This window comes from Paenibacillus sp. F4 (assembly GCF_002894905.1).
In the GTDB taxonomy this organism is placed as follows: Bacteria; Bacillota; Bacilli; order Paenibacillales; family Paenibacillaceae; genus Paenibacillus; species Paenibacillus polymyxa_B.
In genome coordinates this window covers 91912-108063 of record NZ_POVS01000020.1, presented here as the reverse complement: position 1 = coordinate 108063, position 16152 = coordinate 91912, and the positions used below count along the sequence as shown (strand labels likewise).

General features: G+C 46.7%; 17 protein-coding genes. 6 read left to right on the top strand and 11 right to left on the bottom strand.

Translation table 11 applies throughout. The annotated features are described in order from the left end of the window. Positions 1–114: 114 nt before the first annotated feature. From trxA to C1T21_RS23860, 3 genes are all read right to left on the bottom strand, one after another. Positions 115–432 (bottom strand): thioredoxin, encoded by a 318-nt coding sequence (gene trxA / locus C1T21_RS23870; RefSeq protein ID WP_010347861.1) that lies wholly within the window; start codon positions 430–432, stop codon positions 115–117. 125 nt (positions 433–557) lie between these two features. Further along, a complete protein-coding gene (gene dnaI, locus C1T21_RS23865) occupies positions 558–1505 on the bottom strand; it encodes a primosomal protein DnaI (protein ID WP_103050004.1) in 948 nt (315 codons plus the stop codon). Positions 1506–1545: 40 nt separating this feature from the next. Then, on the bottom strand, positions 1546–3063 hold the full coding sequence (locus C1T21_RS23860) for a replication initiation and membrane attachment family protein (RefSeq protein WP_103050003.1): 1518 nt from the start codon (positions 3061–3063) through the stop codon (positions 1546–1548). 345 nt (positions 3064–3408) lie between these two features. Here C1T21_RS23860 and hemQ point away from each other — a divergent pair, with 345 nt between their 5' ends. Further along, entirely contained in the window at positions 3409–4188 is a 780-nt protein-coding gene (gene hemQ, locus C1T21_RS23855) for a hydrogen peroxide-dependent heme synthase (protein WP_103050002.1), read from the top strand. A 209-nt stretch (positions 4189–4397) separates the two neighbouring features. Here the strand turns inward: hemQ and C1T21_RS23850 are convergent, their stop codons facing one another. Next, on the bottom strand, positions 4398–5588 hold the full coding sequence (locus C1T21_RS23850) for an NAD(P)/FAD-dependent oxidoreductase (protein WP_103050001.1): 1191 nt from the start codon (positions 5586–5588) through the stop codon (positions 4398–4400). A 238-nt stretch (positions 5589–5826) separates the two neighbouring features. Between C1T21_RS23850 and C1T21_RS23845 the strand changes: the two genes are divergently transcribed. Beyond that, complete coding sequence (locus tag C1T21_RS23845) at positions 5827–6831, top strand: NAD(P)/FAD-dependent oxidoreductase (protein WP_103050000.1); 1005 nt, start codon at positions 5827–5829, stop codon at positions 6829–6831. A 160-nt stretch (positions 6832–6991) separates the two neighbouring features. On the opposite strand, the gene sda is transcribed toward C1T21_RS23845, so the two are convergent. Together sda and C1T21_RS23835 are read right to left on the bottom strand one after the other, a co-directional pair. Further along, on the bottom strand, positions 6992–7135 hold the full coding sequence (gene sda / locus C1T21_RS23840; RefSeq protein ID WP_007431918.1) for a sporulation histidine kinase inhibitor Sda: 144 nt from the start codon (positions 7133–7135) through the stop codon (positions 6992–6994). 282 nt (positions 7136–7417) lie between these two features. Next, positions 7418–8074 (bottom strand): YheC/YheD family protein, encoded by a 657-nt coding sequence (locus tag C1T21_RS23835; protein WP_103049999.1) that lies wholly within the window; start codon positions 8072–8074, stop codon positions 7418–7420. A gap of 217 nt (positions 8075–8291) precedes the next feature. On the opposite strand from C1T21_RS23835, the gene C1T21_RS23830 reads away from it, so the two are divergent. After that, positions 8292–9827 (top strand): Ppx/GppA phosphatase family protein, encoded by a 1536-nt coding sequence (locus C1T21_RS23830; RefSeq protein WP_103049998.1) that lies wholly within the window; start codon positions 8292–8294, stop codon positions 9825–9827. Here C1T21_RS23830 and ppk1 read toward each other — a convergent pair. After that, a complete protein-coding gene (gene ppk1 / locus C1T21_RS23825) occupies positions 9787–11895 on the bottom strand; it encodes a polyphosphate kinase 1 (RefSeq protein WP_103049997.1) in 2109 nt (702 codons plus the stop codon). The genes C1T21_RS23830 and ppk1 overlap by 41 nt on opposite strands. Before the next feature lie 307 nt (positions 11896–12202). Here ppk1 and C1T21_RS23820 point away from each other — a divergent pair, with 307 nt between their 5' ends. The 3 genes from C1T21_RS23820 (at position 12203) to C1T21_RS23810 (ending at position 14169) form a co-directional block, all read left to right on the top strand. Beyond that, positions 12203–12448 carry a hypothetical protein gene (locus C1T21_RS23820; protein ID WP_007431922.1) on the top strand — a complete coding sequence of 82 codons (246 nt, stop codon included), beginning with the start codon at positions 12203–12205 and terminating at the stop codon, positions 12446–12448. Between the two features lie 200 nt (positions 12449–12648). Then, a complete protein-coding gene (locus C1T21_RS23815) occupies positions 12649–13311 on the top strand; it encodes a futalosine hydrolase (RefSeq protein ID WP_103049996.1) in 663 nt (220 codons plus the stop codon). Beyond that, complete coding sequence (locus tag C1T21_RS23810) at positions 13312–14169, top strand: 1,4-dihydroxy-6-naphtoate synthase (RefSeq protein WP_103049995.1); 858 nt, start codon at positions 13312–13314, stop codon at positions 14167–14169. 156 nt (positions 14170–14325) lie between these two features. On the opposite strand, the gene C1T21_RS23805 is transcribed toward C1T21_RS23810, so the two are convergent. From C1T21_RS23805 to C1T21_RS23790, 4 genes are all read right to left on the bottom strand, one after another. After that, a complete protein-coding gene (locus C1T21_RS23805) occupies positions 14326–14646 on the bottom strand; it encodes a hypothetical protein (protein WP_014277849.1) in 321 nt (106 codons plus the stop codon). 313 nt (positions 14647–14959) lie between these two features. After that, a complete protein-coding gene (locus tag C1T21_RS23800; protein WP_103049994.1) occupies positions 14960–15250 on the bottom strand; it encodes a hypothetical protein in 291 nt (96 codons plus the stop codon). Between the two features lie 18 nt (positions 15251–15268). Further along, positions 15269–15595: a hypothetical protein gene (locus C1T21_RS23795; RefSeq protein ID WP_025723578.1), complete on the bottom strand. Its 327-nt coding sequence runs from the start codon at positions 15593–15595 to the stop codon at positions 15269–15271. Between the two features lie 30 nt (positions 15596–15625). Continuing rightward, on the bottom strand, positions 15626–15970 hold the full coding sequence (locus C1T21_RS23790) for a YkvA family protein (RefSeq protein ID WP_013311822.1): 345 nt from the start codon (positions 15968–15970) through the stop codon (positions 15626–15628). Positions 15971–16152: the final 182 nt, after the last annotated feature.

Genomic DNA, 16152 nt, shown 5'->3' with positions numbered 1-16152 from the left:
TTATAATATATGGAAATAATACACAAAAACGCCCCCGGTATTTACAACCGGAGGCATTGACCTTTCATGGCCGCTCCACCAAGCCCCCGCGGGAGCATGGGTCACATGCGATGATTATTGGTGTTTAGTAAGCATGCTTTTCAGCGCTTCTTTGGAGTTCAGACCTACCACTTTATCAACAGGCTGTCCGTCTTTGAAAACGATCAGGGTAGGAATACTCATCACGCCGAAACGGGAAGCAGACTCTGGATTTTCATCCACGTTCACCTTCGCGATTTTGACGCTGTCGCCAACTTCTGTGGACAGATCCTCCAGAATAGGAGCGATCATTTTGCAAGGACCGCACCATGGCGCCCAAAAATCAACCAAAACGGTTCCTGTGCCTTCGACTTCTGCGTTGAAGGATTGATCGGACACGTTAACAATTGCCATTGTATGTTCCTCCTTTATAGAAAAGTCAAGATTATTATAACCTGTAATGTCTGTTTCGACACCTTTTAATTATATCACAATAGTCTTTTAATTGTAAGATATCAAAATAGCAGACGGAAAAACGCTTACCCCCGCTGATTTTTTCCCTTTACGGTAATGACATCTACAAAAGGACGAATCCGGTCCATCAAGCGTTGTCCTTTGTACATTTCCTCTCCGTCCTTGCTCGTAAAGCTAAGATGCTTCTCAAGCCCTTGCAACGAGTAATTGGAAGTATAAAAGGTAGGTTTGCGATTCATTCGGTAATTCAGTATGGAGCCCATCACGTGGTCCCGTACCCACGGGCTCAAATTTTCGGCACCAATATCGTCAAATACGAGCAGATCACAATTTTTGAGCATTTCGGTCGTTTCCTTCAGCTTCTGCCCATCCTGAATCATGGACTTTAAGTCCTCCACAAAATCAGGCATATACACGATCACACCGTTCAGACCCGATAGGGCCAACTCGTGTAATAGATATCCCATTAAAAAAGTTTTACCCGTACCAAATGTACCTTCCAGATACAGTCCTTTTTTGGATAGACCCTGACTTTTCGTTTCTTCAATGTAACGGAATAGCTGTGTGACGGCAGGCATACGTTGTGAATCTTTGCGCGCAATTTCAAGGGCGTTATATCCCTCCAGAAGTGCGCGTTCATCCACATAAAAGCTTTTAATTCGCTGACGCACCCGTTGTTCATGTTGGGAAGCAACCAACTTCGCACATGGGGTCCGAATGTCCACGATTTCGGCTGCTCCATTCGGATATTCCACGCCCAGCTTGCAAAAGTGTCCCTGAAAATCGTTAGGACACCGTTCCAGCCCCGGACAATTGTCGCAATTTCGACGATCCCGGGCATACTGAAAGAGCATGCTCATGTTGAGTCGCAATTGTGTTTCGTCCACATCAGGATGCGCAGCACAAAACTCCTGCACGAGCGGATCATTTAGAACTTGATCGGCTACATTGCGAGTGCGCTGGCGTAACGAAGGGTTCTGCATCTGCTGTAGCAAATCGCCCAGTGATTCCAAGAACGCTCCTCCTTTCTAAAATGTGCAGAGCTATGGACACCTACACCTTTTTCTGTTTACCGGATTGCATTCGTTCGGCCAGACGCAGCAGTTCATCCAATTCTTCCTCAGATACAGACTCCTCGGAAGGGTGATCCTGAACAATTGGAATGGATGGCTTGGCTGGCCCGTTATTTTTGGCATATGCGCGGGATCGGCCGCCGGAAGGAGAAGCAGAGGACTGTTTTCCTTTTACCTTGGCTTGATCCCTTATATATTGAACGGCTTTTTCGTAAGTGTTTACCTGCTTAAGCAGCATGTTGGACGCAACGGCCTCGACAAAGTTGCGGTTAATCCGCTGATCGCTCCCAGATACGAGCAGTGACATCAAATAATGGATCAGTACATTGATGACTTCACCGGGCAGCTTATAGCTGATATCAATCTTCTCGAATATATCCAGCAGGTTACCGGGAACCGTGCCGGGGAAAAAGGTTTGTAGCAAACGACGATAAGGCTCGTTGCGCAACATCATATTATATTGGTGAATGTCACACTTGGCTGTGAATTGTGGTGGAACCTCCACATAAAATTCCATTTCCACAGCCTGTTCTGCAGGCGGCTCTTCAGATGCGGAAGTTTCCCTCTGACGCAAGGCGACCACTTTGGCGGCCTGTACCTGCTGTTCCTCCTGACGCTTCCGATCCTGTCTGGAGTGCTGACTAGCCCGAAGCTGGAGCTCGTCAAGCAACAAATCGCCTGCTTCGGTAAAAATACCATCCTCATCCAGCAAGCGACTAATATCCTGTACAGAAAGGTCAAATTTGCGAACAACGTAATTGACCATGCCTAACTGCTCGTGTTCAAACCGGAGACGCTCCACATGCTTGCGATTGGCAGATTCACGCGGAAAACGGAGAATAATATCTGCATAATTCAATGCTTCCTCCGATTCTGACGCTAGTGGTCCAGTCTGACGGCTAGTGGACACCTCGGACAGCGCCTGTTCCAGTTCATAATCTATAACATGGGTATTCAATTCAAATAACTCGTAGAAAGGAATCGAAATATTCTCTTTATTATAGGAAGATTGCGACCATTCGCTAGATTCCCTGCTCCACAACGATTCTCTCAGAGAGAGCACTGCAAACTTACCGATTTTGTCTCTCAACAAAAGGGTGAGATGCTGTGTTCTAAAAAATTCAGCAGGTGCGAGCGGCGGCTGCATCTCATATTCATACATATAGTCGTCCGTTTCGGGTGCATACAGCCTGGACGTCTGTAACAGACCGACGGCCTCCAGCTTGGAGGTCTGTTCAATCAAATACTTGCGCCCCTTCTCACTCGGCTCCAGTCCCAGTGTCAGAAAAAGGCGACGCTGCTGTTCCAACGGCGAATAACCGATTTGTCCAACTGGCACATGCTGGAACAACAGTCGATACAGACTGACCGCAAATGCGCCTACCATCGGCTGATAGACGCTTCCCAGCATCAATTCATCCAGTGCGCTCAAGCCAAATTCCCGATAAACGCAATAGCGGTGGTTCTCAGTATAGTGCAGCAGGTTTTTCATCCGCATTCCAACATTCTTCCTTTCCTGACATAACGGTCTCCAAGATGTTTTTCTATTCTATCATACTTGCCTTCTCGTGGGACCAACAAAATAAGGGCAATTGTTCTCCTTTTTGGCAGCCGTATTCGTCTGAGTTCTACTTTTTTCGAGAATACTAACTATTTTATGATTTTGTGACCTGCATCATGGTAAAAATAAAATTCTTCACACTTCTTTCATTGGTGAAAAGCTTTACTTTGAGCTACAATATAATGGTTAAGCATCACGTATTGGATACACGAATGAAATAAAGAAGTACACATATTTCGGCTAAGCCGATTATCATTTACAGATCGTAAAGGAGTGTAGATCGTGAGTCAACATCAACCACAACAAACCCCAGCAACACCCAACGAAGTAGCCTCCACACTGGAAGGCTGGTATGCGCTTCACGATTTCCGGTCCATCAACTGGACAGCATGGAAGACCGCAGACGATGAAGAGCGCGCCGGAGCACTGGACGAGCTTCAAGAGTTTATGAAGGAATGGAACGTTACCGAGGAAGCGGGTCTGGGCAGCTCAGCTGTCTATACTGTAGTCGGACAAAAGGCTGATTTTGTCATGATGCACCTACGCGAAACGCTGGAAGACCTCAATAAACTGGAAAATGACTTTAACAAAACAACCTTCGCCAAATATACAACCAAAACCTATTCTTATGTGAGTGTGGTGGAACTAAGTAATTATTTGAGCAATGATGAAGATCCCATGCAAAATCCACAAATTGTCGCACGCTTGAAGCCCGTATTAAACAAGGCCCGTTATATTTGCTTCTATCCAATGAACAAAAAACGTGACCTGGACGATAACTGGTACATGCTTTCGATGGACGAGCGTCGCACCTTGATGCGCAGCCACGGTTTAATTGGACGCAGCTATGCTGGCAAAGTAAAGCAAATCATTTCCGGTTCCGTCGGCTTTGACGATTGGGAATGGGGCGTAACACTGTTCTCCGATGACGCACTTCAGTTCAAGAAGCTAATCTACGAAATGCGTTTTGATGAAGTCAGTGCCCGTTACGGTGAATTCGGCTCCTTTTATGTCGGCAGCGTGTTGAATGAAGAGACATTTGAAGACATGTTGAAGCTGTAAGACGCAGACATCAACTCTTTACTGAATAAAACCGAGGATTTCGTGAACTCCCACTTTCGGGACGACGGAATCCTTTTTTTATAAGACCTAAAACTATAATAGAAAACAAGAACAATGGAAAAAAGGCCTCCAAGCTCCTGTATAAGAGTCTTGGAAACCTTTTTCTGCTCGCATCGTTTTTTTTTTGCATACTAGCTACTCTTCTGAGGCTAGAAAAACCGTCCCTTTTTCAGTACCAGTGGAATTCCGCCAATGATGAACAGATAGCGGAGATCCACAATTTTTTTCAATTGTGCGGCCACCCAACCTTTTATTTTGCGTTTGCCCACCACGGCAACGGCTTCGCCTTTTCCAAGAGAAGCAACCGTCCCTTTGTTGGAAAATACGAACTTGTGCAGCTCCTTTTTGCGAAGAGTAGCGGCCAGATTTTTGGCACAAAGGACCCCTTGCTGCATCGCAATTTGGGCAGTCGGTGGATAAGGGCGTCCTTCAGGATTAAACATCAGGGAGCTGTCCCCGATAATAAAAATATCATCGTGGCCCGGTGCACGCAGAAAATCATCGATTTTCACCCTTCCGCGCATCACTTCGAATCCGGCTTTCTCAATTAATCCGTTCCCACGAATCCCTCCCGTCCAGACCACCGTGCAGGCTTCGATTTTCTCACCCTCACCAACGAGTACGCCATCTTGCAAGCATTCCTTAATCGGAATTCCAATGCGGAAAGTGACCCCTTTACGCTTAAGGACATCCATCGCATACTCCACCAGTTCAGGATCGAACCCTGGAAGTGCCGTAGGAGCTGCCTCGACGTTAATGATTTGAATCCGGTTAAAATCGATGTCATACGCTCTAGCGAGCTGTGGCAAACGATCCGCCAACTCCGCTACAAACTCAATCCCGCTAAAACCAGCGCCTCCTACGACGAAATTGAGGCGACCTGGCTTACCGTCATTTTTATACAGGGCCAGTTGGTATTCAATATGCTCACGAATCAGCCGAACCGAGTTAATACTGCGAATCGTCAGCGCGAACTTATCCATCCCCGGAATACCGAATGTTTCGGGCTCCCCGCCTAGCCCGATGACCAAATAATCGTAGGACAGCGAGCCATCCTCCAGCACGATTTTTTTCTCCTTTGGTATGATTTCCTTAACCGTTCCTTTGACTAAATCCACCTTGAACTCATCGATTAGCTGGGCAATCGGAATCCTTGAATGCTCAATCGTATCCGTACCTGCCGCAGGCATATGAAGATGTGTCGTAATATAGTGGTAATCATGACGATTGATCAGCGTGACATCCGCCTCATTGTGCTTGAGCTCCTTTTGCAATTGCTGAGCCGTCAATATACCGCCATATCCGGCGCCCACAATGACAATTTTGGGAATACTGCTCATGCTTCTACCCCTTCCGATATACATAATCATTAATTATTCAAAGCTGTTCTCTCAAAATGGTTAATTTATACTCACAGAAAAGTCTTCATCAAATATTAATCGCTTTAACTTTGCAAGCGGAACCTAGCAGTTTATAATGATAAACAGTGAATCATGCGTTCGGCGGCTATCTGAACCTCTATGCGGCTGATTCAATATCTACAAATCCCATACTATCCCTTTCGGAGGTGTTTTTAGAGTGACAGCTCAATCCACAGGTGCGGAGATCCGCGATCTGATTATTATCGGAGGCGGTCCAGCCGGTATTTTCGCCGCTTTTTACGGAGGAATGCGTCAGGCATCCGTCACCTTAATTGAAAGTATGCCCCAACTGGGCGGCCAGCTTGCAGCCCTTTATCCTGAAAAATATATTTATGACGTTGCTGGCTTTCCTAAAGTGACTGCACAAGAACTGGTTAACAATTTGGTTCAACAAATGAACCACTTTAATCCAGTGGTGCAGCTAGAAGAGAAAGTCGTATCGTTAGAGAAAAAGGAAGAACGCCACTTCATCGTAAAAACAGACAAAGGTGGCGAGTATCATGGTAAAGCGGTTATTATTACCGCTGGTGTTGGTGCTTTCGAGCCGCGCAGACTGGAGCTTCCAGGTGCCGAACGTTTTGAAAAAACGAACCTGCATTACTTTGTCAGCGACCTGAGCAAATTTGCAGGCCGAAAAGTGCTAATCAGTGGTGGTGGTGACTCTGCTGTAGACTGGGCACTTATGCTAGAACCGATTGCAGAACAGGTTACATTGATTCACCGCCGTGACAAATTCCGTGCGCATGAACACAGTGTCGAAAACCTCCTCGCTTCCAAAGTAAACGTTATTACACCAACGGAAATTACAGAATTGCATGGAGATGACACGATTACAAAAGTCACTCTTGCTCATGTAAAAACCAAAGAAACACAGGAAATCGAAGTGGACGATGTGATCGTTAACTTTGGATTTGTATCCACGCTTGGCCCGATTGCTGAATGGGGAATTGAAATCGAAAGTAACTCTATCGTGGTCGACTCTCGCCAGGAAACAAATATTCCCGGCATTTTCGCCGCAGGGGACATTACGACCTATCCAGGCAAGCTCAAGCTGATTGCGGTCGGCTTTGGTGAAGCTCCTACGGCAGTCAACAACGCCAAGGTCTATGTAGATCCAGATGCCAAGTTGTCTCCCGGCCACAGCAGTAACATGAAATTGTAGTCTAGTTTAGACTATGACAAAAAAGGGTATTTTACTCCAAATTTGAATGTTTGGAGTGAAATACCCTTTTTTACGGTGTGCCTATTCGTTGCAGTGATTGTCTGTAAAGTCATTCGAACCCTGAATGACTTTACAGTCGCAGTACGAGAGCTTGTCCGGTCTAATGAAGGACTACGGCTGTATTCATCTCTAGATTTCTTTTGTGAATCTCAGCCAGCAACAGTGCAATGAAGTCACATTCAAGTTTAAGCTCGATTGCCATCTGATAGGAATCCAAAAGCATTTCATCCGTCAGCATAGCCATCCTCGACACAACCTTTCCTTTTATTTCAAAATCTATTCTATCAAAATACCAAAAACGGAACAAGCGTTCTGTTATCCACAGTCAATTGTGGAAATCCTGTGTATAAATTGTTGGTAAGTGTCGTTAACCCATATATGTGACAGGGGATAATGTGGACAATATTTATACACAGAATTTTGACGCTCGAACACAAAAAAAATATTTTTATTGTTTATACAAATATATTATATTTAGCGTCTTGTTAATAGATTAAACTGGAAATTTTTTAAAGAAAACAGAAATTTATTGAGGCCTTGTGTTAACCTCTAAAATCCATACCCGTCCATTCTGATCTAGTCCGTAATCAAATCCCAGTTGTCCGATCCCGGGAAATCTTCTTTCCAGTATCGGAATACAGCGCTGTGTAAGTTCAATGATCTCTCGCCGCTTCTGAGCAGCAAGCCGTCGGGGATATATCATCCGAAGCGCCTCTGTTCCCTTCAGCAAAGTTCCCCCTTTGCACAGATTCGTAATGACCAGCCCAGGCCGAGCATGACGCGCAACCACCGCACGAAAATCCCATCTCTGCCCTTCCTTCACAACTTTGACTCGATAGTCGACGGGTCTACCTTGAATACTTGCCAGTTGGATGCCTTGTTGAATGAGATATGGACGTTGGATTCGGAGCGTATTGATTCCGATTACAAGCGCTCTAAAATGACTGAACCGGTGCGTGTGCTCCATACGCGTACAAGTGTATCCCCTACGCTCCTTTGCCACACGCATGACTCCGATTCCTCCGCCTCCTTTCACAGGTTTTATAAATACAAAAGCATGCCGCCGCAGCATCATGCGCAATTGATCTTCACTATATAGACAGGTTTCCGGTATATAAACGGCGGTATGTGGATGGTGGAGCAGCGCCTTCGTCTTTAGCCATTTGCTTGCAAGTTGTCTCATCTAACCCTCTCCTTTCGCCGTCAGGTATACTTATACATACTCAACAGGAATGTTCTATTCTTGGATGATTGTCCACGGCATGTGCCTATTTCGACAAGATCATGGCGAACGGTGGCATGCACCGAACATCACTGGTACAATGACAATAATCTACTACCATTTGCACGGAGCAGCGGAAATTACCGGCAAATCGTTTTTTCAACAAGGAGGTCAACTCATGAATAGCAAAATTGGCATCATGGACATTGGCTCAAACTCCATACGTCTGGTGATCTATGAAATGACAGAGACAGGAGCCTATCGAATTGTACAGGAATGCAAAGAAGCTGCCCGACTGAGCGAAAAGGTTGGGGCCAACGGCCGTATGGAACGGGAGGCGATCCGAAGCATCGCTCCATTGCTGCGCCAATTTATGGCGGTATGCCATATGCACGGGGTTGTCCGTATGCGTGCAGCAGCAACAGCAGCTATCCGCAATGCCACGAATTCGGACGAAATCGTCCAATGGATTGCGGAGGAGACAAATTTAACACTGGAAATACTGAGCGGAGAGCAAGAAGGCTATGCCGGTTTTCTGGGCGTAGTGAACACTATGAATGTAAGTGACGGAATCATTATTGACATCGGGGGTGGCAGTACCGAAATTACGCTGTTCCGCGATCGAAAGCGACTGCATACGGTGTCATTTCCCTTTGGCGCCGTTAATATGAATTGGCGCTTTGGACGTGAGGTCAAGAATGGCGAATGGTCTCCTCAGCAGATTGAGGAAATGGAGAGCTTTGTCCGTTCTTCACTGCAAAATCATGATTGGATCTTCTCCAATCCGGGTCTGCCATTTATCGGGCTGGGCGGGACCCTGCGTACTTTGGCTAAAATTAATCAGAAGCGGCAGGATTACTCACTTCCTGTGACGCACCATTACGAAATGACGACAGAAGATGTCGATTACTTCTATGGCAGTCTGCCCCATCTTCCCTATGAAAAACGCAAAAAAACAGCCGGCCTGTCCAAGGACAGAGCCGACATCATTGTACCGGGTCTTATTATATTGAAAACGATATTTGAAGCTGCTCAAGGTTCCGCGTATTTGGTCAGTGGAGCGGGTCTGCGAGACGGCCTATTTCATGAGCTGGTCAATGCTGAACAGCCCGTGGTAGCTAATCCGCTTATCACATCCATTCGCAATATCCTTTCGTTTGCTGTCCCGGTTAGCGAAGCGCATGTCAAGCGGGTTAACGAGTACGCCGTCCGGCTCTATGACACATTAGCTAGCGGAGCCTCAGCTGCTATGGACAAACGCTTGTTACTGACCGCAGCAACTCTTTACAAAACGGGGGCTGCCTTGAATTATTATCATTTCCGCCAGAATTCCGTGTTCTGGATTTTACATGCAGGCATTGGCGGTCTATCCCATAGGGAAACGGTGCTAGCCGCGTTGATCGCGGATTACCATCCCAAGAACCGGACCCCCCGTTTGCTACGCACACATGCGGATATTTTGGAGCCTTCCGACGAGGAACGTGTACATCGGCTCGGCTCGCTGCTCCAACTCGCAATTGGCATGGATCGGAGTGAGTCCGGAATGATTACCAGCATCAATCCCACTACAGGGGATGACGCACTGCATCTTCGTCTGGAAAGCAAGAGTGAACCCATATTAGAACAACGGGAGCTAGAAGCAGTTGCTAAAGATTTCCAAAAGGCATGGAACCTTACATTGTCGTGGTCCATTCTACCTTCTTCCAATTTCTAACCTTCATCGCTTCAGATTGGCTCCTGATGGGAGCCTCTTTGTCGTTTCTGGACACAAATTGATAGCTGCCGTTAGGCAAAAGCTGGCGCGCCTTCACATTATCCCTTAACGATAAATGCAGAATATCTGCCAGCATTTCTTTGATCCCGTCATCATAAATCGGGCACATCAGTTCAATTCGGCGGGTCAAATTGCGCGTCATCCAATCTGCACTGGACAGAAATAACTCGGACTTGCCTCCATTTTCAAAATAAAACAATCTGGAATGCTCCAGGAAGCGGTCTACAATACTGATGACACGTATGTTCTCGCTGAATCCTTCCACACCGGGACGCAAACAACAAACCCCTCTAATGATAAGATCAATCTTCACACCTGCCTGGGAAGCCGCATATAGTTCATCGATCATCTCTTGATTGGATAAGGAGTTGATCTTGGCAATAATCCGGGCAGGCTTACCTGCCAATGCTTGCTCAGCTTCCCTACGGATGAGTTCAAATAGCTTGTTCTTCATTCCCGTTGGAGCCACCGTAAAAGCTTGCAAAGTCTTGAGCGCGGAGAATCCCGTGATTTCATTAAACAGTTCGGAGGCATCCTCGCCAAGTACCGGATCCGACGTAAACAATCCGATATCCGTATACACGCGCGCCGTGCTTTCATTATAATTGCCTGTACCTACATGCACATATCGTTTGAGTGCGTTGCGCTCATGACGTATGACAAGAATGATTTTGGCGTGCGTCTTCAAGCCAACCAACCCATACACTACATGGCAGCCTGCTTTTTCAAGTGTACGCGCCCAGGCAATATTACGTTCCTCATCAAAACGGGCTTTCAGCTCCACCACCACCGTTACCTGCTTGCCCGATTCGGCCGCACGTGCCAATGCCGGAATCAGCTTCGATTCCCCGTTGACACGGTACAGAGTCATTTTGATTGCCATCACATCCGGGTCCTCTGATGCCTCAATGATAAAATCAGTTACCGCATCGAATGATTCATATGGATGGTACACGAGCACGTCCCGCTTACGAAGTACATTGAAAATATCCTCTTGTGGGGGAAGTTCTTCCGGATATAGTGGTTTGATTGCCGGAAATTTCAAATGCGAATACCCCTCCAAATGATCGGCAAATGACGACAAAAATGTCAGATCCAACGGCCCGTCCATCTCAAACACATGATCGAACAGCTTGAATTCGCGTTGAAGCTCCATCAGGGCATAGGGATGAATCCCTTTTTCTACTTCCAGTCTTACCGGCGCCCCCCGTCGTCTTCGACGCAGCTCTTTTTCAATCTCTTCGAGCAAATCTTCGATTTCTTCTTCATTAATGGACAAATCGGAGTTACGCGTAACACGAAAGGCATGAACCGCCTCCGGAACATATCCGGTGAACAGCGTTTGAATATGATGCTTGATTAGTTCCTCAATTAAAATAAATGATTTCTTCTTGCTGTTCGACCGCAAAGGTACCGTAACAACACGTGGAATATTCGAAGGCACCTGCACAATGGCGAAAAGTGGTTTATCCTCCTCCGTATCCCCGGGACGTCTCAAGACGACCGCTAAATATACGTATTTATTGTGAACGAGTGGAAAAGGACGGCTCTGATCGACCGCCATCGGCGTGAGTACCGGAAATATAATTTCATGAAAATATGCATCCAGCGACTTGCGCTGTGTCGTATTTAAGTCTTCATATTCGAGCAGTAAAAGGCCTTTTTTCGTCAAGAGGCGAGAAATATCACGATAGGTCCGGTATTGTTCCGATACCATCGAGACGGTACGCTTGATCAGGCGTTTGTACAAACCGGAGGGGGTATATCCCGTAAAATCCTTTTGCATAAAACCCGCCTTGATCTTCTCGCGCGTCTCTGCAACACGAACAGCCATAAACTCATCCAAATTGCTAGATACAATCGCCAAAAATTTGGCTCTCTCCAGCAACGGTGTATCTACATCCTGAGCTTCCTGAAGCACACGGCGATTAAATTCAATCCAGCTTAAATCTCGGTTAAAGTAACGTTCTGACCCGGCTTTATCCTTATTCTGACTCTCTATCAACATATGGCCTCCATCAATTCATGCAGTATAGTTACCCTTTATTGTACTATTAGATGAAACGCGCTAGCATCACAGAAGTGTAAACGCAATGTAAAATGTGTGTAAACACAAACTGGATGCTTGAAAAGGTCATTCGGATGCTTTACAAAAATAGCATTAAGCGGTACAGTGTTTACGTCTGTTTCATAGAGTAGATTGACGAACCGTTCCTTTTTCAGTTGTTTATGTTCATTATGATGTGTAGTAACCACTTAGAAGCCACGTTCAATTGCTGATTTTCAAATGGCATGATATAGGGAGGATTTACGTTATGGAACCCAAGAAAACGCCACGCGTACTGCAAAAAAACATCGAATTTTTCACCGCGGCGCTGTCTCAACACCTCGTTTCGGTCTGGCAAGAGGACCCTACAGGTGTATACTGTGAGATCGGCTGTGGATATATCGAGTTATTCAGTAGCGAGATGATTCGGGTGCGCAATCAAGATGGAACCCCAAGCCATTATGACCGCAATATCACCATGTTTCAGTTAATCACGAAGGATCAGCCGATATAATTATTATATGCTATGCCTGCGCTGTTCTTCCAGATTAGAATTGTTTTATATTACAAATACTGATTTTCATATCTGCTGAATCTTGCAGTTTTTCCAAAAAGCGCCTCAGAGCGCTTTTTTTGTTGACTTTTTTTGAACATCGTTTCGAAAAGCAGTATGATAAGGGAGCATATTACCTAAATTTAAAGGGGAATCAACCGATGGAGCATACAACATCAGATGGGCGCATCCTGGTTATGACCGCGGTTGAAGGCGAACGGGAAGCTGTACTGCGGGGCCTGAAAGGCGACACCCGTTTTGTGGTCGAGCTGGCTGGCGTGGGCGCTCCGTCCGCAGCGGCTTCAACCGCGCTAGCACTGGCAACGGCTGGTGACTATCGTCTGGTCATCAGCGCCGGAATTGGTGGCGGCTTCGTGGAGGCCGCTGCACTAGAGAGCGTCGTTGTTGCTGACGCGATCATTGCCGCCGACCTAGGGGCCGAGACGGCAGAGGGCTTCAGCAGCGTGGACGAGCTGGGTTTCGGCTCAAGCCGAATTGCCGTGAACGTTGCCAACGTGCAGCGATTCGTTCAGGCGTTGCGTGCCGCTGGACAGACGGCTGTCGCGGGGCCGATCCTGACCGTCTCCACGGCCACCGGCACGGCGGCAACAGCGGAACGGCTGGCCAAGCGCGTTCCCGGAGCTGCTGCCGAAGCGATGGAGGGTTACGGCGTAGCCGTGGCGGCTAACAGGCTGGAACTGCCGATGATGGAAATCCGTACGATTTCCAATGCTGTCGGTCCGCGTGACCGTGCAGCCTGGCGAATCAAAGAGGCTTTGCAAGCGTTGGAAGCCGCATTTTCTACATTAACGGAGGTTATATAGATGCAAATTGCTTTTTCACCTTGTCCCAACGACACTTTTGTCTTCCATGCCCTGGCGCATGGATTGATTCCGGGCGCACCCGCGCTGGACATTACATTTGCCGATATCGACATCACCAACAATCTGGCGATCACACCAGACGGGCTCGATATCATGAAAATTTCGTATGCTGCACTCCCTTGGGTGCTAGATGAATATGCCCTGTTGCCTTGTGGGGGCGCACTGGGCCGGGGTTGTGGCCCGCTCGTGCTGACCAGGGAAGGTTCCACGATCGAAGGCCCGGAAGCCCTGTCTGGCAAGCGTGTAGCCGTTCCAAGTGAACGTTCCACCGCCTATCTGCTGTTCCGCCTGTGGGCAGCCAAGCATGTGCCTGGGGGTGTCGGCGAGATCGTCGTGATGCCGTTCGACCAAATCATGCCTGCTGTCCGTGACGGGCAGATGGATGCCGGACTGGTTATTCATGAAGCACGGTTCACGTATCCGTCCTACGGACTTAGTAAGCAAGTCGATCTGGGGAACTGGTGGGAAGAAGATACAGGGTTGCCGATCCCGCTCGGAGCCATTATTGCCCGCCGTACACTGGATCTGGATGCGATCACAAACTGGATACGCGCCTCTGTCGAATACGCTTGGAAGCATCCCGAAGCTTCGCGTGAATATGTATTGTCTCATGCGCAGGAGCTTTCACCCGATGTCGCCCAATCGCACATCGACCTGTACGTTAACGATTTTACCGCCAATCTGGGCGACAGCGGATATGCCGCCATCGAAGCTTTGCTCGGTCGCGCAGCGCAGGAAGGGCTGGTACCTTCGTTTGATTTAGCCCAACTGCGCCCTACTTCCACAACAACACGTTAAAAGGAACAGACATGCCATGCATGTTTTCCTGCTGAATAGAGTAGTTTAAACATATAAAACCTCCCGAACGAGCACATGCCTAGCCATGCGCCCCATTCGGGAGGTTTTATCATTTCATATGGCGAATCCACATTCGGACTCGCTTGATCCTTATTCTTAGTTCTGTTCCTGCTCCACAACCTCGGTCTTAAATACGTTATCCAATTTGGTACCCAATCTTTTGACCAGTGGTACCTTGATATCCCGGCTCAGCTCCTTGAAAAAAGCGTCCATGTCACAATTAATCTTATCCAACACGACCTTTACGGTGCCCTCTGCCAAGATCTGCTCATTCAGATCCTCCGGTACGGTAACCGAGATATCATACTTCTTGCTTAACGTTTTAATGTAGCGGGTAAAGATTTCGATAAGCTCCTCATTGTTGAACTTCTCAACTGCAACTTGCCCTTTGTTGGTAAATTTCAAATTCACTCTCACGTTAGCATTTCCCCTTTTCCTTTTGACCATTTATTTTGGATAAACGTTGAACCTTTCAGAGGCTCTTCAAAGAAAGGGCCTTACCGGTCGTTTTAGACTCTTGTCCTTTGATATACTAAGTATAACACATTAAGGCCGTTTTCATTTCCCAACTTGTCGTTTTATGATAAAAAATGATACAATTTGCGCATTTTCAGCATAAATTCTTTCTTTTCATGCCAATCATTAGAAATAGTTTATACACAAATACACAAAAAAACGCCTATCTCGCAAAAGAAAGACGTTTCCGTATAGATGCCTAAGTGGTATGCATTTACAGAGGTTTCGTACATTCCCAACCGTGTGAACGATACTCACGCACAGCGTCTCGTATATCCTCAATATCATCAGAATGCAGCAAAACGGCAGGTAGAATTGCCCAATACTCATTCTCCGCTAGATCAATAAATACGTCCTCGACATCGTAATATTGCATATCGCCAAATGCCGTATCCCTGATTTTCTGTCCAACCAAAGGTGTAAGCTGGGAATCAAATGTTTTCATCACCTTCGTATATTCCTTCACGCCCGTTGCCGAGATCTGCTGTGAAATAATGACGCTCAATGCTGTTACCTCCCTGACCTAATAATGCTCATTATACCCTTCTCTCAGACCTTCTACAAAACCTTGCGCAAAAAAAATCATAAAAATCAATAGTCCAATACCAATAGCTACGGAGCTGATTACGATAATGAAGATACCCTGCGTGTTTCTTTGCTCCATTCGTTTCGTTAAAATTCCGAAAACCAAACCTAAGACACCCAACAATCCTCCAAAGACAAAAAAACTAAATACGAACCCCAAACCTGCAAAAATCCAGCCAAATAGAGCGAGCACCCAGCCCTGCGGCTGTGGCTCACTCTGTTTCATCTGCCAGCGTTCCCTCGCTGTAGGTGTATATCTGTCCATTCCTTAGCTCCCCCGCTCCACTTGCATTCCTTAAGACAAAAATTCGCTCGCCTTCTCCCGATGGACAGGCTTGATATGCATGTCCAACACTTTTAAGGCTGCTAGCACAACCCCCGCATCATCTGTAAAACCCAACATCGGAATAACATCTGATATAGCATCTAATGGAGAAATAAAATACGCCAAGGCTCCGAATGCTACCCCTTTGGCATACAGAGGCGTTTCAGGATCTATCGCACAATAGTACATAGCCACCGCATCCTTCACAAAGGGAACTTTTCCAGCCGTGGACTTCACCTTGTTGAAAAATCCCTTTTTCACCTGTTCTTCCTGTTTTGGATCATACTTGGCTTTGGTTACGTCAAAATCCTTCATAGGTTCCTCCTATTGCTGACCGGTGAGTTTGAAAGTGCCACCTTCCCGCTTACCAAGCGGATAATTTTGAACCGTCATTTCCACTAACTCAACAGACTTATAGTCATATTTTACTATGACCTCCTTTGATATTCTAGTATATTTATCCTAATCCTTGCTCCTATGTATTTGTACAGGCTTTT